The 17,567-nt window shown below is 63.7% G+C and carries 20 protein-coding genes and 3 tRNA genes; 13 read left to right on the plus strand and 10 right to left on the minus strand.

Features of this window, described 5'->3' with window-relative positions; all coding sequences use genetic code 11:
- Positions 1–183 precede the first annotated feature (183 nt).
- Complete coding sequence (hpt, locus tag ACQUSY_RS03860; RefSeq protein ID WP_428903197.1) at positions 184–735, minus strand: hypoxanthine phosphoribosyltransferase; 552 nt, start codon at positions 733–735, stop codon at positions 184–186.
- Positions 736–907: 172 nt separating this feature from the next.
- Here hpt and ACQUSY_RS03865 point away from each other — a divergent pair, with 172 nt between their 5' ends.
- Positions 908–1,501, plus strand: a complete 594-nt coding sequence (locus ACQUSY_RS03865; protein WP_428903198.1) for a DUF937 domain-containing protein — start codon at positions 908–910, stop codon at positions 1,499–1,501.
- Between the two features lie 106 nt (positions 1,502–1,607).
- Here the strand turns inward: ACQUSY_RS03865 and tilS are convergent, their stop codons facing one another.
- Positions 1,608–2,585, minus strand: a complete 978-nt coding sequence (gene tilS, locus ACQUSY_RS03870) for a tRNA lysidine(34) synthetase TilS (RefSeq protein ID WP_428903199.1) — start codon at positions 2,583–2,585, stop codon at positions 1,608–1,610.
- 152 nt (positions 2,586–2,737) lie between these two features.
- Here tilS and ACQUSY_RS03875 point away from each other — a divergent pair, with 152 nt between their 5' ends.
- Positions 2,738–3,271 carry an inorganic diphosphatase gene (locus ACQUSY_RS03875; protein ID WP_428903200.1) on the plus strand — a complete coding sequence of 178 codons (534 nt, stop codon included), beginning with the start codon at positions 2,738–2,740 and terminating at the stop codon, positions 3,269–3,271.
- A gap of 73 nt (positions 3,272–3,344) precedes the next feature.
- On the opposite strand, the gene ACQUSY_RS03880 is transcribed toward ACQUSY_RS03875, so the two are convergent.
- Positions 3,345–3,653 (minus strand): hypothetical protein, encoded by a 309-nt coding sequence (locus tag ACQUSY_RS03880; RefSeq protein WP_428903201.1) that lies wholly within the window; start codon positions 3,651–3,653, stop codon positions 3,345–3,347.
- Between the two features lie 54 nt (positions 3,654–3,707).
- Entirely contained in the window at positions 3,708–5,114 is a 1,407-nt protein-coding gene (locus ACQUSY_RS03885) for a peptidoglycan DD-metalloendopeptidase family protein (protein ID WP_428903202.1), read from the minus strand.
- 296 nt (positions 5,115–5,410) lie between these two features.
- Between ACQUSY_RS03885 and ACQUSY_RS03890 the strand changes: the two genes are divergently transcribed.
- From ACQUSY_RS03890 to ACQUSY_RS03900, 3 genes are all read left to right on the plus strand, one after another.
- Positions 5,411–5,483 (plus strand) — tRNA-Glu (locus ACQUSY_RS03890).
- A 21-nt stretch (positions 5,484–5,504) separates the two neighbouring features.
- Positions 5,505–5,578 (plus strand) — tRNA-Asp (locus ACQUSY_RS03895).
- A gap of 68 nt (positions 5,579–5,646) precedes the next feature.
- A tRNA-Phe gene (locus ACQUSY_RS03900) sits at positions 5,647–5,719 on the plus strand.
- Positions 5,720–6,246: 527 nt separating this feature from the next.
- On the opposite strand, the gene ACQUSY_RS03905 is transcribed toward ACQUSY_RS03900, so the two are convergent.
- From ACQUSY_RS03905 to ACQUSY_RS03915, 3 genes are all read right to left on the minus strand, one after another.
- A complete protein-coding gene (locus ACQUSY_RS03905; protein ID WP_428903203.1) occupies positions 6,247–7,371 on the minus strand; it encodes a DUF998 domain-containing protein in 1,125 nt (374 codons plus the stop codon).
- A 36-nt stretch (positions 7,372–7,407) separates the two neighbouring features.
- Positions 7,408–8,199 carry a hypothetical protein gene (locus ACQUSY_RS03910; protein ID WP_428903204.1) on the minus strand — a complete coding sequence of 264 codons (792 nt, stop codon included), beginning with the start codon at positions 8,197–8,199 and terminating at the stop codon, positions 7,408–7,410.
- Between the two features lie 107 nt (positions 8,200–8,306).
- Positions 8,307–8,894 carry a suppressor of fused domain protein gene (locus ACQUSY_RS03915; protein WP_428903205.1) on the minus strand — a complete coding sequence of 196 codons (588 nt, stop codon included), beginning with the start codon at positions 8,892–8,894 and terminating at the stop codon, positions 8,307–8,309.
- Between the two features lie 192 nt (positions 8,895–9,086).
- On the opposite strand from ACQUSY_RS03915, the gene ACQUSY_RS03920 reads away from it, so the two are divergent.
- The 5 genes from ACQUSY_RS03920 (at position 9,087) to ACQUSY_RS03940 (ending at position 10,763) form a co-directional block, all read left to right on the plus strand.
- Positions 9,087–9,272, plus strand: coding sequence for a DUF8730 family Cys-rich protein (locus ACQUSY_RS03920; RefSeq protein WP_428903206.1), 186 nt, complete (start codon positions 9,087–9,089; stop codon positions 9,270–9,272).
- Positions 9,273–9,287: 15 nt separating this feature from the next.
- On the plus strand, positions 9,288–9,653 hold the full coding sequence (locus ACQUSY_RS03925; protein WP_428903207.1) for a rhodanese-like domain-containing protein: 366 nt from the start codon (positions 9,288–9,290) through the stop codon (positions 9,651–9,653).
- Positions 9,654–9,710: 57 nt separating this feature from the next.
- On the plus strand, positions 9,711–10,097 hold the full coding sequence (locus ACQUSY_RS03930) for a cupin domain-containing protein (protein ID WP_428903208.1): 387 nt from the start codon (positions 9,711–9,713) through the stop codon (positions 10,095–10,097).
- 153 nt (positions 10,098–10,250) lie between these two features.
- Entirely contained in the window at positions 10,251–10,517 is a 267-nt protein-coding gene (locus tag ACQUSY_RS03935) for a hypothetical protein (protein ID WP_428903209.1), read from the plus strand.
- Positions 10,518–10,559: 42 nt separating this feature from the next.
- Positions 10,560–10,763: a cold-shock protein gene (locus ACQUSY_RS03940; protein WP_217338607.1), complete on the plus strand. Its 204-nt coding sequence runs from the start codon at positions 10,560–10,562 to the stop codon at positions 10,761–10,763.
- 63 nt (positions 10,764–10,826) lie between these two features.
- Here ACQUSY_RS03940 and ACQUSY_RS03945 read toward each other — a convergent pair whose 3' ends face one another.
- Positions 10,827–11,390, minus strand: coding sequence for a nucleosidase (locus ACQUSY_RS03945; protein WP_428903210.1), 564 nt, complete (start codon positions 11,388–11,390; stop codon positions 10,827–10,829).
- 100 nt (positions 11,391–11,490) lie between these two features.
- Between ACQUSY_RS03945 and ACQUSY_RS03950 the strand changes: the two genes are divergently transcribed.
- Entirely contained in the window at positions 11,491–12,183 is a 693-nt protein-coding gene (locus tag ACQUSY_RS03950; protein ID WP_428903211.1) for a FadR/GntR family transcriptional regulator, read from the plus strand.
- Between the two features lie 12 nt (positions 12,184–12,195).
- Here ACQUSY_RS03950 and ACQUSY_RS03955 read toward each other — a convergent pair whose 3' ends face one another.
- Entirely contained in the window at positions 12,196–13,125 is a 930-nt protein-coding gene (locus ACQUSY_RS03955) for a DnaJ domain-containing protein (protein WP_428903212.1), read from the minus strand.
- A gap of 5 nt (positions 13,126–13,130) precedes the next feature.
- Complete coding sequence (locus ACQUSY_RS03960) at positions 13,131–14,213, minus strand: 3-hydroxyisobutyryl-CoA hydrolase (RefSeq protein WP_428903213.1); 1,083 nt, start codon at positions 14,211–14,213, stop codon at positions 13,131–13,133.
- A gap of 109 nt (positions 14,214–14,322) precedes the next feature.
- On the opposite strand from ACQUSY_RS03960, the gene ACQUSY_RS03965 reads away from it, so the two are divergent.
- Both ACQUSY_RS03965 and ACQUSY_RS03970 read left to right on the plus strand, forming a co-directional pair.
- Positions 14,323–16,755, plus strand: coding sequence for an ABC transporter ATP-binding protein (locus ACQUSY_RS03965; RefSeq protein ID WP_428903214.1), 2,433 nt, complete (start codon positions 14,323–14,325; stop codon positions 16,753–16,755).
- On the plus strand, positions 16,752–17,567 hold the full coding sequence (locus ACQUSY_RS03970; protein WP_428903215.1) for an ABC transporter permease: 816 nt from the start codon (positions 16,752–16,754) through the stop codon (positions 17,565–17,567). Before ACQUSY_RS03965 ends, ACQUSY_RS03970 begins: the two co-directional genes overlap by 4 nt.

Consider the following 17,567-nt stretch of genomic DNA (forward strand, 5'->3'; position numbering starts at 1 on the left):
GTGCGGGGCTACGCCCCCGGGCCCTTCTCTCGCGTGCGCGCCAAAAGCGCTGTTGTCCAGGCTATCGCGCGGGCCCTATGCCGCGCCTGATGATTCGCCCAAGGCGTACGCCCGAAACTCGTGCCCTCTTTGCAACGGCACTCATGGTTCCGTCTCCCCGTGGGTGCGGAACCAGCAGATGGTTTAGCTGTAGACGTGCGGTGCGAGCACGGCAACGTCGCGCAGGTTGCGGTAGCGCTCGTCGTAATCGAGGCCGTAGCCGACGACGAAGTCGCTCGGAATGTCGAAGCCAACGTAGCGGCTGTCGATCTCCACCTTCATAGCGTCGGGCTTGCGCAGCAGGGCGAGCACCTCAATCGAGGCAACCCCGCGAGACTCGAAGTTCTCCAGCAGCCAGGCGAGGGTCAGACCCGAGTCAATGATGTCTTCAACGATCAGCACGTGCTTGCCATTGAGGTCAATGTCAAGGTCTTTACGAATCTGTACAACACCGCTCGACTTCGTGCTGGCACCGTACGACGAGACGGCCATCCAGTCCATCGTGACGTGCTTCGGCAGCGCACGCATGAAGTCAGCCATCACCATGACCGCACCCTTCAGCACGCCCACGAGCACAAGCTCTTTACCTTCGTAATCCTTCGCGACCTGCTGGCCCAACTCGGCCAGGCGAGCATAAATCTGCTCTTCAGTCACAAGAACGGTGGTCAGGTCATCTGCAATATCTGCCGCACGCATGAACACAATTCTAGGCACGCGAGAGCGCATGTGCGGAGGCCGCGCTCGTGTGCGCACCCGGTGTCGATTCGTGCAGGCTACTTGTGCGTCGCGCGGTCGTGCGTCACAGTGGCGGTAGGTTGTCGATGAATCTCATGCGTCGACAGCGCAATTTTTGAACGAAGGGGATCCCATGACGGGTCTGAGCGACATTCTCAAGATGCTTCCGATTGACGACATTGCCAAGCAGTTCGGCGTGGACTCGGCGGTCGCTTCCCAGGCAGTGGAAGAAGGATCGGCGACGATTCTGAGCGGTCTGGCGAAGAACGCCCAGACCAGCGAAGGCGCTTCCGCGATCGAAAAGGCACTCGGCAAGCACAGCGGCCAGGGCGACACGGTTGACGTGAAGTCGGTTGACGCGGTTGACGGCGGCAAGATCTTGAACCATATCTTCGGCGACAAGAAGGAGACGGTCGAGAAGGAGCTCACCAAGAGCGACAAGACCGCCGGCATTGACTTCGGTCAGCTACTGCCGATGCTCGCACCGATCATTATGGGCATGCTCTCGAAGAACAAGACGCAGTCGGCTGAGGCTGGCGGCGGCGGTGGCGGCGGCATCATGGACGTCATCGGCGGCCTGCTCGGCGGTGGCGGCAGCAACGCCGGGACCGGTGGCATCGGCGACCTCCTGAGCGGCGTGCTCGGTGGCGGCGACGACAAGAAAGACGGCGGCCCCCTCGGCGGCATCACCGACCTGCTCGGCGGCCTCTTCGGCGGCAAGAAGTAAGACTTCTGCTTGGGGTCATTGAGCCCTGACTTTTGGGTGGCGCATTCTTCGGGGTGCGCCACCTTTTTGCTTGCATTCGCCGTGATTCCGTCGCTTGGCGTTGGCGCTAGGCGCGGGCTGAGATGACGATCTTGCCGGCTTCGCGGCGGGCTTCGCAGCCGGGCAGGTCGATCGGGCCCTGGCCGCGCCAGTCGGTCGCGAAACGCGCAACTTCAAGGGTCTGCACGCGCGTCAAACTGACGTGAAACTCACTCGCCACGACGTACCGAATGATGCGGTTTCGCAGGGCTGCCGGGTTGGCGGCGAGGGCCGATACCGAGATCGCGATGCCAGCTTCGGCGGGCTCGACGATGTCTTCAATGGTCTCGTCGATGATCTCCTGAAACGCGTCGTGGTCTTCGCGGAGCTGCTCTGCCGTACGAGCGAGCGCTTCTGCGATGCCCGGGCCGAGCTCTGTCTCGAGCGTCGGCAGCACCGTCGTGCGAACGCGCACGCGGGCATAGCTGGGGTCAACGTTGTGCGGGTCGTGCCACGGTTCAAGATTCTCGGCCGCGCACGCCGCCTGCGTGGTTTCTCGTGAAACATCGAGCAGTGGGCGCACGCGAAGCCCCGATGACGGCGCCATTCCCATGAGGCTGGCGGCGCCGGAACCACGGGCAAGGCCGAGCAGGACGGTTTCGGCTTGGTCGTCACGAGTGTGACCGAGCAAGATTGCGGTCGCGCCCAGGTCGGCGGCTACCCGCTCAAGCTCGGCGTAGCGCGCTTCGCGTGCCGCGGCCTCCGGGCCGTCTTCGTGGTTCCGCTCCACCGTCGCTGTCACGACAATCGCATCGACAGCCAGCGCGCGGGCCTGTGCGGCGGCGCGTTCGGCGATATCAGCCGAACCGTCTTGCAAGCCGTGATCAACGGTGACGGTCGTGACGCTGACACCAGCCTTCGCCGCTTCGTGCGCTGTCGCCGCCGTGAGCGCGAGCGAATCAGCGCCGCCAGAGAGGGCAACGATGACCCGCTCCCCCGCCCGATCGGCAAGAACGGGGCGCACGGCGCGACGAATTTCAGCAACAGCAGGACTCAACGAAGGCACCTCTCAACGGTACCGTTCGCACGCCTCGCCAGCTGATGGTTTCGCCCGCCATCGGCCCTTTGTGTGACCCCTCCGGACTTTCGGCGGTGGGAGGTCTCAGCTATGGCAAGTAGTCTTATGTGATCCCTTCCACTTCTTTGAGGAGAAAACGCATGGGCGCGTACGACGCCGTTATTGAGATTCCGCGCGGCAGCCGCGTGAAGTACGAGGTTGACCACGGTACCGGTCGCGTGTTCCTGGACCGCGTGTTGTACACGGTTTTTGGTTACCCCACCGACTACGGATTCTTTGAGAACACCCTCGGTGAAGACGGCGACCCGCTCGACGTCATGCTTCTGCTTGACCAGCAGCTGTTCCCGGGTGTCATGGCTTCGGTTCGCCCCGTTGGCGTGCTCAAGATGAGCGACGAGGCTGGCGGCGACGACAAGGTTGTTGCTGTGCTGGCTGGCGACCCGCGTTGGGACCACATCCAGGATGTCAACGACATTCCGGAGTACACGAAGAAGGAAATCTCGCACTTCTTCGAGCACTACAAGGACCTCGAGCCCAACAAGTGGGTCAAGGTTGACGACTGGGCTGACGCTGCTGAGGCAGAGCGCCTGGTGAAGGAAGCTTACGAGCGCTTCGAAGAGCACGAGGGTCAGACCAAGACCCAGGGCTCGGGCGAGGCTCCCTCGACCCTCTAAGGGTTTATGTCAGAACGGCCGTCCTTCGGGGCGGCCGTTCTGCGTTTTGGGAGTTGTGGTTTAGCGCTCGCGCTTAGGCTTCGGCGAGGGCGGCGAGTAGCTGTGCTGCGCGCTCGCGGTCCCAGTCGAGCACCTCTTCGTTGGGGTACGCTTCCATGTTCTCGATGGCCGCTTCGAGCACGAGCTGAGCAGCATCGGGGTCGGTCAACGTGAGCAGCTCGCCGTAGGAGACGGATGCCTGGCATCCGATCATCGACTTGGGGTCGATCTCAATGATCTCGCGGAACAGGGCCTCAGCCTTGTCGTACGCCTTGCGCTCAACAAGCATGTGGGCTCGCTGAAACTTGACCTTTTGCTGGGGTGTTCCGATGTTGGCAGTCACAGCCCTAGTGTCGCAGGTTCCATGCGGATTGCGCACATCGGATTGATGCCTGGATTAGACCCAAATGCCGCGTGCGGCCATGAAGTCGATGGGGTTAATGGTGCTGCCCCAAATGTAGACCTCGAAGTGAACGTGGCAGCCGAACGAGTTTCCGGTGTTGCCCTCAAGCGCGATGAGGTCGCCAGCATTGACCCACTGGCCGTAGTTGACCAGAATTCCGCCTGACTGGATGTGTGCGTACCCGGTGCTCGTACCACCACCGTGGTCGACGCGCACGTAGTTGCCGTAGCCACCGTTGTAGCCGGCGTACGTCACGGTTCCGGATTGTGCGGCGTAAATGCCGGAGCCACAACCAGACGCCAGGTCGACGCCCTGGTGGAAGCTCGACATGCAGTAGCTCGGGCCACACTGCGAATAGCGCGGTCCGTACCCGGAGGTGCGGCTACCGTAGCTCGGGCGAACCCAGCCGCCGGTTCCGGCGGAGCTACCGCCACCGCCACCGCCGCCACCAGCCGCGGGCGGCTGGGGAGTCGTGGCCGGCGGGTTCTTCGCGGCTTCTTCTTCCGCTCGGCGACGCGCCTCTTCGGCAGCCGCAATGCGCGCTGCCTCCTCTGCTGCGAGTCGCTGACGCTCGGCCTCAACGCCAGCTTCGTACTGCGTCGTGACGTTCGTCGTTTCGTCTTGCAGGGCGAGGAGCTGAGCCTGCAGCGTCATCAGGTTTGACTGTTGCGCGGCGAGCGCATCGGCTGCGGCCTGAGCAGCAGCCTGGGCGGTGACCCACGCGTCTTCAGCAATCTTCTGCAGGCGGTCACGTTCGTCGCGAGCGACCTTTGCTTGATCGCTCAACGACTGTGCGGAGTTGGTAGCAAGCACGGCGTCGTCATAGACGGTCTGATTGCGCTCCATCAGCTTGTCCATCTGACCGAGCTGGTTAAGCAGCTGATCGGCGTCGGTGCTGTCTTCAGAGAACAGCAGCTTCAGCGCGGTGTCGTCGCCACCTGAGCGATAGAGCTGGGATGCGACCTGACCAACCTTGGTCTCGGCATCGGTTGCCGCTGCCGCCTCGGCGTCAGCCTGGGTCTGCAGTTCGGTTGCACGGTATTCCTGCATGAGGTATTCCTGCTGCGCCGCGTAGTACGCGTCGCCAGCGGCAACGGACGCAGCCTGCGTCACCTCGACATTTGTCTGCAGGGTTGAAATCAGGGCCTGAATGTTGGCGATCTCGGTCGCCTTCAGAGACTCGTTGTTCTTGGCGTTCTGCACGTCTTCCCACGTGGGGTAGCCGGCAGCGACGTTGGCCGCATCGGCAGAAGGCGCAGCGAAGCCGGAGAGCCCGGTCGCGAGAAGTGCAGCGACGGCAAGAGTGGAGAAAAGTGCGCGACGAGCGACGACACCAACGCGGCGCGAACGACGCTTTTTCACGGTTCCGCTCTCTTCTGTTTCGTCATCAGTATGTGTCATCGGCACAAGAAACTCCCTTGACTGCGGGCCAGTCACCTCATCCACACTAACAACACCAGTCACATTTGTAACGGGGGTACTTTGCATTGTGGTGCGGACGACGACGGAACCAGCGTGTCGCTCTGCAGATCAGTGTGAAACTTTTTGCATTTGACTAATTGGCTGTTGATCAGGAATTTTCAACCATATTCCGAGCGCGCCACGCGCGAGATGCACGCTCGAATTGGTTTTGGGGCAAAAATCCCCTTATGCTTGGGTGTCGGCAAGGAGCAACTACCTCGGTAGCCTGCCACTCCGGCCCCATCGTTTAGTGGCCTAGGACGCTGCCCTTTCACGGCAGTAGCACGGGTTCGAATCCCGTTGGGGTCACACTACAACTTAATATCTCATGGCCCTGTAGCGCAGTTGGTTAGCGTGCCGCCCTGTCACGGCGGAGGTCGCGGGTTCAAGTCCCGTCAGGGTCGCTCTGAAGCGACGGGCCCTTTCATAGAGAGGGCCTTTCGCATATCAGATCACGACACTTGTGCCGTGAGGCTCTGTAGCTCAGTTGGTAGAGCGTTCGACTGAAAATCGAAAGGTCACCGGATCGATGCCGGTCGGAGCCACAAGAACCATCATTACAATGGTTCCAGAAACCCTCGTCTAGCTTCTACATGACGGGGGTTTTGCTTTACCCTCCCGCGGTTGAACTCCTCCCGCGAGCGCTTCCCCGTATCCCGCCGGGCGGTTGAGCCCGTCCCGGCAGACGCCCCGCGGTTGAGCGCGTTCCGCTCCCCCGGCCGGCACTTCCCGCTGCGTCAACGACCGTTACGCACGACTCAAAACGGTACGCACGCAGAAAATGCCTCATCAGTCACTCTGGTCACTCCAGCCACCCCCCGTCGTGCATAACGGTTGTTGGCGGGTTGCTCGTGACCGTTCTGCAGGATCGAGAACGATCTGCAGGAAAAACAAGCCCCATATCACGGGTTTCGGCGACCAAATCATGCAGAACGGTCACGCGGGCGGTCGCCGGGCTGTGAACTCGTTGCAGAGCGGAACCAGGGTGCGGTCGGCAGGGCGGAACCAGGGTGAGGTCGTCGAAGCGGAACCAGGGTGCGGTTGCCGAGGCGGGGTGCCGCCGGCGGTGGGACTAGATGCGGGGCGGTTGCACGAGGTTGGCTTGCGACGGGTCAGCCACAGGGGCACGGGCGGGGCCGGCGCCGTAGGCCTCGGCGGAGCGCACGAAGACCAGGAGCCAGGCGAAGAGCAGGCCAGCGGCAATCAGTTCCATGCCGGTGAGGTTGTAGTACCCGATCGGCACCCACAACAGCACCGAGACAATGATGCCGATCACCACGACAGTCGTGAAGGCGATCAGGTCTTTCGGAAGATCCGGGATGTACCGCAGCGCATAAAACGCGAAGATGCCAAACAGCACGACCATGCCCGACGCCGACCCCACGTGAATCACAAAACTCACCGCGTCAGGCACGAATCCCACCATCGCCATGCACAGACCGATCGCCACGAACAACCCGGCGAGAACGCGCGGGCGACGCCCCGGTTCTTCGCCCCGATGACGCAATCCGCTCGCGAACGCCTGCCCGACGTATCCCGCGAGCACCGTGATGACGAAGCCCGTGATGATCAGGGCGAGGTTGAAGCGGTACCCGGTGACGCCGCTCGTGTTGCCGAGCTGGGAGAAGTGTAGCTGCCACCACGACTCGTCTGACGACCCCACCATGCTCGCGATGGTTCCGGTGAAGAGTACCGAGATCGCGAGCGATGCAATCGACGATCCCGACACCTGTGCCCCCGCAAGTGACGCAACATAGGCCAGTGATGCTGCGGCGAAGCCGACGAGAACCGCCCCGCCGATCGGGTCGACTTCCAGGCCGCGGAAGCCCATCTGGAACACGGCGGCTACCGCCATAACGACGAGATAGTTGAACATCGCCGTGGCGAGGGTCAGCGCGATCAGGTCGATGATGCGCTTCGCGAGCGGAACCTCGTGGCGCCATGCGAGCGACGGCTGGCTGGACCCACCGCCGGAGAGCAGGTACGCACCCGCGAAGGCGACACCGCTCAAGCCGCCAGCGATCCACCCGGCCATTGACCCGAGAGAATCTGTGCCACCGAGTGGCAGATACCGCCCGCCGGCAAAGAACAGTGCCAGGATTGCGCCGACGATGAAGGCGGCAACGGCGAAGCTGGTCGCCCGAACTTCGCGCAGCGTTGATGACTTGCTCTGATTGGCCTCCACAAAAGGGATCATCTCACCTCGTACCCCCGCGCGCCGGAATTGCGCGCCCTACTTGTCGCCACTCCATTCCGGGCGGCCCTCTCCTATCGGGTATCGCCCGCGCCCTGGGCCGAGTACATCCATGACACGCGTAAAGACCCGCCCGCGGTCTGACGAGATCTCAACGTTCGCCCCGCTCATCAGCCCGGCTACGCAGATCGCTTCCATGGCCCGCACGACGTGCACAGGCGGAACCATCGTGTCGATGGGAATGCGGATGCCGCCATGCGTGCCAATCACCTCGAAGAGCGCACGAAGATCGCGCGGTGCCGCGTCGCGGAGAGATCTGACGCCCCGCACCGAAAGCGCGAACTCCGCTTGCATGACACCCGCATACTGTTCGACGCCAACGGCAAAGGCACGGTAGGCCGGCTGCACTTCGTTGCGCGCGTCGACACCGATTCCGCCGCCCACCACCGACCACGGCACGGTGACGTGCCCGGCCACACGCAGCCCCTCCGCTGAAACGACGAGGTACTCCGCTGTCGACGCGCGCGCAATGCGCATACGCCGGTGCGTCAGATAGAACCGCACGAAGATGAAGCTGAACGCGACCGCCAACAGCCCGCATATCCACGCATACGCCGGGGCAACGAACCCGGTCGTAAGAATCACGACGGTCAACGTCATCCACGCCGCAATAACCACAGCACAGCCGACCATCACGACAACGGACCCGCGCAATCGACGAAGCGCCGCAGCACGATCGAACGGAACCACCCACGACTGCCCCGATGCAAAGAGCTCACGCCACGCGCTGGCGCCGGGATCACTCGGGTGCGGAACCACGGCTTCCGTCACGACGTCTCGCCCCAGGGAGCGCGGGCCCGTTCAACGGTCACGCGACACGCGGGCGCCTGTGCCACATTCGCCCCCCCTTGTCGTGCCCAGCGTAGGGCCGGCAACGTCTACGCCTCGGGCAAGAGGGCGCTGACGCGCTCGAACGAAAAGAAGTCGGGTTGCGTCTTCATGAACACCTCTCCCAAAGCGTCGGAGCCGCGCTCGGCCGCGAAGGCCGCCTCGTCGTCAGTGATGGGCACGAGCTGCAACCACGTGATGTACGCGTCATCCCCCTCAATACTTTCGAACTCGTTCGCCCACACGAATGGCGGCACCGAAAAGAGATGAGGGGTCGTGGTTGCCGGGTGAATCGGCGACACGACATCGCGATAGATCGTGCCCGGGCCGACGCGCACGTCTGCACCCAGCGCGAACGCGCAGGCCGATACGGAGACGGCAAAGTTCTCGAGACGGGCATCAACTGCGGCGACAAACTCCACTCGGATCGGCAGGTCGTCTTGTCGGCGTACCGGAGTTTCAAAGGTGCTCGCGCCGATCGTTGCCCAGGTTGTGATACCCCGCTGTGGGCAGTCGGGCACGGCGAGAATTCCGACGCTTCGCGACTCATCGCGCGTCGAATACTTCATTGGTGGCTCCGTCGGCTCTGCGCCAACGGCCGTAAGAATCCGGTCGAGAACCTCAAACTGATCAATCATGTGCCGCCCCTTACGTCACGTAGTAACAACGTCGTCCCTCAGCCAGTCTTGACCGCGCTTCGGACATTCTCACGGGCGCGCTCCGATTCGCACGGTTCTCCCAGGCTCTCCGTTTGACTTTCGGCATACCCCCCGGGGTACCCTAGATATACCCCCAGGGGTACCCATCAATCTTTAAAGGAGCCCTCCCTCATGTGCCGTGCCGTAACCTGCAAGACCTGCTCAAAGACGACTTGGGCTGGTTGCGGCCAGCACGTTTCGATGGTGAAGGCCGGCGTTCCGTCGTCGCAGTGGTGCAACGGCAAGCACACCGCCGCCGAAATCGCTGCCGCCAAGTCCGAAAAGGGCGGCTTCTTCCAGCGCCTCTTCTCGCGCTAAGTCGGGGCCAGAGATATGCGTCGCGCAATCACCCTGATCGTCGCCAGCCTTGCCCTGACCCTCGGCCTCACCGCGTGCGCACCCGCCGCGTCTGCGCCTGTTGATGTCGGTGCCAACACCATCATTCTCGACGTCCGCACGGCCTCCGAGTTCGCTGCGGGCCACCTCGATGGCGCCAACCTGCTCGACATGAACGCGGGCGAGGTCGCGGCGGCGATCCCCTCGCTCGACCCCGACGCCGAGTATGTCGTGTACTGCAAGTCGGGCAACCGCGCGGGCCAAGCCGTCAAGCTCATGCAAGATGCTGGTTTCAGCAACGTGACCAACCTTGGCTCCCTCAGCCAGGCTGCTGGCGCGACCGGAATCGCCGTCGTCAAGTAGCCCCATCACCCCCTCTATCGGCCCACCGCCCCCGCGGTGGGCCGATTTTTCGCCTCGATGTCTGAGGCAGAAGGTATGGTCAAAGACAAGACCAGGGGGTTTGTTATGACCGATCAGCCGTACACGCTCGTTTCGTCAAGCCGCGAGGCTCTCCTCGCCGAGCCGGTCGCATCGAACGATCGTCCGCAAATGAAGCGCATCTTCCAGGGCCCGGGCACCACGATCGTTCGCTTAACGCTCGCCGAGGGCCAGGTCATGCGCGAGCACTCCACGAACTCGCCGCTGACGGTACAGGTTCTCGAGGGGCTCATCAAGTTCCGCATCGCCGACGATGAGGTCACGATGCCCGCTGGCGCCATCATCCACGTTGCTGCGGGCGTCAAACATGAGCTCGAAGCCGTCACCGAATCGCACATGACGCTGCTCCTCGTAACGGCGCTATAAGCCCATCTGCTAAACTGAGGAGTTCACGCGGGCTCGCACCCGCCCCTGACTCCACGACGCATCAGCCAATGGCGGCCCCGCGTCACTTCATGTTCCGGTTCCGGAACCATTGATTTAGCGTGCGCATTGGCGCGCGTAAGAAGGTTGTAAATTTTGTCTGCTGTTAGCGGCATCGATGCCGCACACCACTCTTTGCGTTGGCTTCAAGCCGACGATGACGTCTACGTGGCTACCCACGAAGGCGAGTACGCCGGGTTCATCGCCGTCGCTCCCGCCGCGGGATATTTTGCCCACGGCGCCCGTGGCGAACGCCTCGGACGCTTCCGTACGCGTGCCCTCGCACAGGATGCTGTGCAGCACGCGCGCAAAAAAACTCGGCCAGCTTTGCGTGCAAAAGCCCGCAAAATGGTGAGAGGATGATAGCGACCGCACAAGCGGTCGGCATAACAAAGGAAAGACACGATGGCCACTGGCACCGTGAAATGGTTCAACGGCGAAAAAGGCTACGGCTTCATCGCTCCCGATGACGGATCCGCAGACCTCTTTGCGCACTACAGCGCAATCGCCGGTTCAGGCTTCAAGGAGCTGCGCGAAGGACAGAAGGTCGAATTCGACGCTGAGCAAGGCCCCAAGGGCATGCAGGCTGCGAACATCGTCGCGCTGTAATCCGTAAAACGAAGAACGCTCCGTCAGGCTCAGCCGACGGGGCGTTCTTTTGTTGTCTCGGCGTCAGGCCGTGACGCCGTACTCCTCTTGCATCCACGCCCACAGCTCAGCGCTGCAGCGGGCAACTACTTCGTCCCACAGCTCGGTGGCACCGTCTTCAGCCTTGTCTGACACCACGCGAACGATGCGCAACGGCACACCGTATTCCTGCGCCACCCACGCGAACGCGTAGGACTCCATGTCGATGAGCGACGCCCCCAGGGCCCGCACCGTCGCGACAACCTCGGCGTCATCAACGAAGCTGTCACCGGTCGCGATAGTCAGGCCCTCGCGCCCCAGCTCCACTACGGCGGGAAGCGTCACGTGCTCCCCCACGACACCCTCAAGGTTCTGAACGTCGTGCTGGAGTGCACGCGAAATGTCGTGCACGCCAGCCATCAGCGACTCGTCAACGCACCCCGCGGTTCCGACGACCAGAATCTCGTCGTACGTGCCACGCTCGAGTGCCTGCGTCAGCCGAACGGCAGCGCGCAGCTTGCCGATTCCGGTGACCAGAATCTCGTAGCCGTCAATGTGAGACGGAAACGCCTCCAGCTCGGCTTCGGCGGCAGCAACGAGTAGCTTCATGGGTCCTCCTGGGGTTCAGATACAACGCTAAGCGGTGGGCGCCGGTGTTCGCCAATCGGTGCGAATAGGCGGTTCTCGGTGGAGGCCGTACTCTGGTGCCATGGCACTCACAGATGACGCCATTGCCAAGATCAAGGCGAAAATCGTTTCCGGTGTGTGGGGTCCCGGAGACCGGTTGCCGCCGGAGCACGAACTTGGCGAGCAATTGGGCATCTCTCGAAACTCGCTCCGCGAAGCCGTGAAGGCGCTCGCGTTTCTCGGCGTTCTCGATGTGCGGCACGGCGGGGGCACCTACATCACGAGCCTCGAACCCGACATTCTGCTGACATCGCTCGCGTTTGTGACCGATATGCACGACGACCGCGCGCTGCGCGAGATGTTTCACATTCGTCGCGTGCTCGAGAGCCACGCCGCGGCCGAGGCAGCACGCACGGCGACGCCGGAAGAAATTCAGGCGCTCCGCGACGAGCTTAAGCCTGGCCATGAGCTCACCGATGCCGCGGCCTATCTCGCTCACGGATCCCAGTTTCACCGCGTCCTGTGCGACATTTCTGGCAACCGGTACCTCACGGCCCTCGTCACGAGTTTGATCGCGCGCCCGCTATTTGACCGGGCAACGGCGGAACCATTGGGTGCAGCAACGGTAGAGCGCACGGTGTGCGAGCACGCGGCGATCGTCGACGCGATCGCCAGCGGCGACGCCGTACTCGCCGCGACGCTCATGGAACAGCACGTCGACGAGATCGACTACTGGGTGCGCGACGGTGAAGAAGACCCCGTCGCGAGCCGATAGCGCCGGCTCTCGTTAGGCGAACTGCACGGCGCGCTGTAGCCGAGTCCGCACGTCGAAGATCTCGTTGCCACCGATGTCAGGCACGCCCGTCACTCCGCGGCGCAGCATCGTGGTGAGCGTCTGCGGCGACACCACGGCGACCGGCAACGACTTCACGCGGCCGAGCTCAGTAATCGTCTCGGGCAGGTCGTCATCGGGCAGCACCAGCATCGCGCCACCAAACTTCACGCCGGCAACACGACCGAGCGTGCGCGCAGCACCAACGAGCGTCGCGATTGGTGATGACGGCACGCCGTCACCAATAACCTCTGAGCGCTTAAACCGCACGGAGGTTCCGTAGTCTTCTGACGCCACGGCGTACAGGCCGCTCGGGCCCAGCACGATGTGGTCGATGATGAGCGGGTGGCCGCTGCGCGTCGGCACGGCGACCTCGTGCCACAGCGTGTAACCCATGCCAAGCTCACTCAGCACGCGCGCCGTCGTTTCTTCGGCGAGTGCATCAGCAAGAATCTGTTTGAGTTCACGCGGCGCGGAGCGCACGAGCGCCGGGTCATACGGGTCAGTCAGCTGCACACCGCGGCCGGCAAATTCGCGGATGCCGGCGAGATACCGCTCGCGGTTGCGACCACCCGGGTGCCCGTAGCTGCGGGGCCCCGGGCGCGTCGTCGACGGCGCGGCTGGAGCCCGAAAACCGGAGTACTCCGGAACCTGCGGCGCCGTGGTTCCAAAGCCGTGGCCGCGGTCGTAGGCGGCACGTGCCTGCGCGGTCCCCACGAGTTCCCACGCGCGTTGCACCAGCACGAACTGCGCGGCATCGCCCCCGGTGTCGGGGTGTGTTTGGCGCAGCCGCAATCGGTAGGCGCGGCGCAACTCGTCTTGCGTCGCGGTGACGGCAACCTGCAAAACGTCGTAGGCCGAAGCCGACAGCGGACTATCGAACACCGCGCTCAGTTCCAGAGGGGTGTTGCGGCGCGGTGCGCGACGGCGCGGGCACCGAAGTCGGCCGGAACCTCGGCGATCGTTGCCGGGGAGAACTGCGGGTTGCGGTCTTTGTCGACGAGCTGAGCGCGAATGCCCTCGACCATGTCGGTGGATTCGGCCCACAGAAAGTCGGAGAGGTTGAACTCCTGCGCGAGCACGGCGCGCACGCCGTCGAGGTTACGAGCCTCGCGTACCGAGGCGAGGGTGACGGCGAGCGACGTCGGCGACATTTCGCTCAGCAGCTGGCGGGCAGCCGCGGCCGCTTCACCAACCTCAGCGTCACCGCTCAGCTCGTCGAGGCGTGCCGCGATCTCGGCGACGGTGTCACGACCGAAGGCGTCATCAACCCAACCCTGCGCAGCAACCAGCGCCGATGGTTCCGGCGTCTCATCAAACAGCAGGATGAGCTCGGTCACCGTGCTCGGGTCAGCGCGGGTCTCAAGAGCCTCGACGAGCGACGTGATGCGCTCGAACGGCACGAAATAGTCGGCGAAGCCGGCAGCGATCGCATCGGCGGCGTTCATTGTCGCGCCGGTGAGACCGAGGTATTCACCGAGGTGGCCCGGCGCCTGCGCGAGCAGCCACGTGCCGCCGACGTCGGGCGTGAAGCCGATACGGGTCTCCGGCATGGCGAGCTTCGAGGTTTCGGTGACGATGCGGTGCGACGCGTGGCCGGCGATGCCGATACCGCCACCCATCGTGATGCCGTCGGCAATCGCCACAATCGGCTTCGAGTACTCAGCGATGAGGTCGTTCATGACGTACTCGGCGCGGAAGAACTCGGCCGCCTCGGTGAGCTTGCCCGCAATAATCGCTTCGCGCAGCGCGCGCACGTCGCCGCCGGCGCACAAGCCGCGCGGGTCAGCCGAGTCAATGACGACCGTCTCCACGTCGGTGTCGTCACGCCACTCGTTGAGGGCACGCGTAATCGCGAGGATCATGTCGAGCGACAGAGCATTGAGCGCGCGAGAACGATTGAGCGTAATTCGCCCGAGTCCGCCGCGCGCAGACACCAGAACGTGCTCGTCAGTGAGGTTCGTATCGGTCACGAGTCCCAGGCTACCTCTCAAAGATGGAGAGATTTCTGGTGCCAAAGAGACAAACGGGGGCAATTTCCGAGAGGATAGACAGAACAACCCCGGATAGAGAGGCCCACGCATGTCTGATGGCCAGGTGCTGGAATTCTCTGGCGTCACGAAGCAGTACGGAAAAGTCACTGCGGTATCCGATTTTTCGGCTCGCGTTGAGCCTGGTCGCATCACCGGCTTTCTCGGACCAAACGGCGCCGGAAAGACCACGACCCTCCGTATTCTTTTGGGGCTCGTAAACGCCACCAGCGGCACCGCGACCATTGGTGGTTCCGCGTACCGCGATCTGAAGAACCCGCTGCAGACCATCGGTGGCGCTCTCGAGGCGAACACTTTTCACCCCGGCCGCACGGCAGCGAATCACCTCAAGGTGTACGCGGTCGCCGGCCGCGTGGCGCTCAGCCGCATTGATGAGGTGCTCGGCCAGGTGGGTCTCGCCGATGCCGCCGGGCGCAAGGTGGGTGGCTTCTCGCTGGGCATGCGCCAGCGTCTGACCCTCGCGACCGCCCTCCTCGGTGACCCGGGCGTTCTGGTGCTCGATGAGCCGTCCAACGGCCTCGACCCGGAGGGCATCAAGTGGATGCGATCCTTCCTCCGCGACCGCGCACGCGAGGGACGAACCGTATTCGTCTCCAGCCACATGCTCAGCGAAGTGCAGCAGATGGCCGACTCGATCATCATCATCGCCCAGGGAAGAAAGGTCTTCGACGGCGACTTCGGCGACCTCATCTCGATCGACGCGACCGACACGGTTGTCGTTGACTCTCCCGATCGTGGTTCGCTCGCTCGCGCCCTGCGCGAGGCGGGCCTGCACGCCGACGTGCTGCGCTCCGGCCTCACGGTGCGCGGCGCGACGACCGCGGAAATCGGCACGGCGGCCGCTGCGGCTGGCGTCACGCTGTCGGCTCTCGGCAAGCGCGGCCCCTCGATTGAAGAGATCTTTCTCGATCTCGTCAGTGGCGCCCGCGTGCAGGAGATTCCGGTTGCGGAACCAGTGGCTGAGGTTGCGGCTGACGCTGAGGTTGCGGCTGACGCTGAGGTTGCGGCTGAGACTGAGACTAGCGCTGACGTCGTGGCGGAGGCCGATGGCGACGAGAACACTGACGCTGGCGCTACGGACGCTGGCGAAGACGTCGCTGACGTCAACGCGGCTGCGGTGGCTGGCGTCGGTGGTGCCCTGGCCGCTGGCGCGCTCGCGGCAGACACCGCCGAGGCTGACGCTGACGGCGTGACCGATGCTGCTGAGGCTGCGGCAGACGATGTCGATGCCCACGATGCCGAGTCGGCAACAGATCAGTCCGAGACGACCGACGGCGACACTTCTGACAACGACCCTGATGACTCCGGCGATGATGCCGACGAGTCCGATGACAACGATGACGCCTCGGATGACGAGTCTGACAACAACGGCAACGACTCGGACGACGAGCCCGAAGACGCGTCGGACAAGGACGAGTCAGACGACGACGAGTCAGACGACGAGGCGGACAACGCCTCCGATTCCGATGACGCAGACGATGACGCAGCCGACGACTCCGACGAAGACGAGTCGAGCGAGGCCGAACCGAACCCGGCATCGGCCTGGGTAGCGGCCGCGGAAGCCATCGACGCTGAGTCCAACACTGCCGCCGAGACCGACGATGCTGACGCGGTCATTGACGAGGCAGACACGTCCGATGAGGTCGCCGCAGCAGACGAAGAAGCCGAAGAAGCCGAAGAAGCCGAAGCTACTGACCCAGACAGCGATGAGGAGACCACCGAATCGTTCGACGACCTTCTTCAGGGCGACGAGGCAGCGCACGACACGTTCAGCGAGCCGGCACACGCTACCACCGACGATGACGAAGACGACGAGCCGGTGTCGGCTTGGGCCCCGATTCTGTCGCCGTGGGCTCCGCGCACGGAACCGATCACGGTTGCCGACGCTGAGGCCGTTGCTGAGGCAGAAGATGTGACTGCGGCAGACGCTTCCGACGCTGATGCCGATGATGACGCCCCGGCAGACGACGTCGTCGAGGCTGCTCCGGTAGACCCGTCGGCGGCTGAGGCGATCGCCGAAGCGATGGATCCGGAGTCGTGGACGACCGAGAACCCGTTCGTCGGTCTGCTCGAGCACGAGGGCGTGACGGAGATTCCGGTGTCGCACGACCCCGATGAAGACCCGGACGCATTCGTTGACGAGGCTCCGGCTGACACCGTCGCGACCAGCATCATCACGGTGAGCGCCGCCGAGCCACGCACGTTCACCGCGTCGATTCCGGTATTCACGGCCCCCGACGTAGAAGCCGACACCGATGCACCGGCACCTGAATCTGACGAAGAGGCCGACACCGACCTCCCCGGATTCGACGACCACGGAGCGTGGGAGCGTCGCACCGACCGCACCCCAGCAGACGACGCCGCGGACGAGTTCTTCCGTTCAGTCGGGCTGAACCATGCCCCCAATTCTGAGTCGGCCGAGTCTGACTCAGCCACGTCACAGGAAGGCGGTACCGCGGAATGAGCATCGGTTCTGCGACCCGTTCTGAATTCACCAAGTACTTCACCACCTCCGCATGGTGGGTGCTGACACTCATCACCGTGGCGGCCCTGGCTCTGATGAGCGGCGGCTTCGCCGCGGCGATCGGCCTTGCCCAGACGGGTGCCCTCGATGAGGTTCCGGATGCGGCGCTCCTCGGCGCTGCCGCACCATCACTCGTCTACGGACTTGCGGTCAACATCGGCTACATCTTCCCGATCCTGCTGGGCGTGCTGCTCGTCACGGGCGAGTTCCGCCACCACGCCCTCATTCCGACCTTCTTGGCGACTCCGAAGCGCGGCACCGTGCTCGTCGCCAAGCTCGTCACGGGCGCGATCGTCGGAGCGGCACTCGGCATTGTTGCCGTCGCGGCGACGGTCGGCACGGCCGCTGGTGTCTTCGCCGCAACCGGCCAAGACCCAGAGCTCACGACAACCGACAACCTGGCCATGATGGGCCGTATGGTGCTCGCGTTCGTGCTGTGGACCTGGGTGGGCCTTGGTCTCGGCAGCATCGTGCGCAACCAGGTCGCAGCGATCGTCATCGCGCTGGTATTCACTCAACTGGTTGAGCCCCTCGTACGCACCGCAGCCGCGTTCGCTCCGGCTATTGAACCGGCCGCTCGCTACTTGCCGAGCGCAGCCTCCGACACGCTCGTCGGCTCGAACTTCTACGTCATGCTCGGCGCTTCGGGCGAGGCGCAGGAGTGGTGGGTCGGCGCGGTCATCCTCGCCGTCTACGCCGTCGCACTGACGATCATCGGCGCGGTCACGACCTGGCGCCGCGACGTCGACTGA

Origin of the sequence: Microbacterium daqui (assembly GCF_050408675.1) — a bacterium.
Lineage (GTDB): Bacteria > Actinomycetota > Actinomycetes > Actinomycetales > Microbacteriaceae > Microbacterium.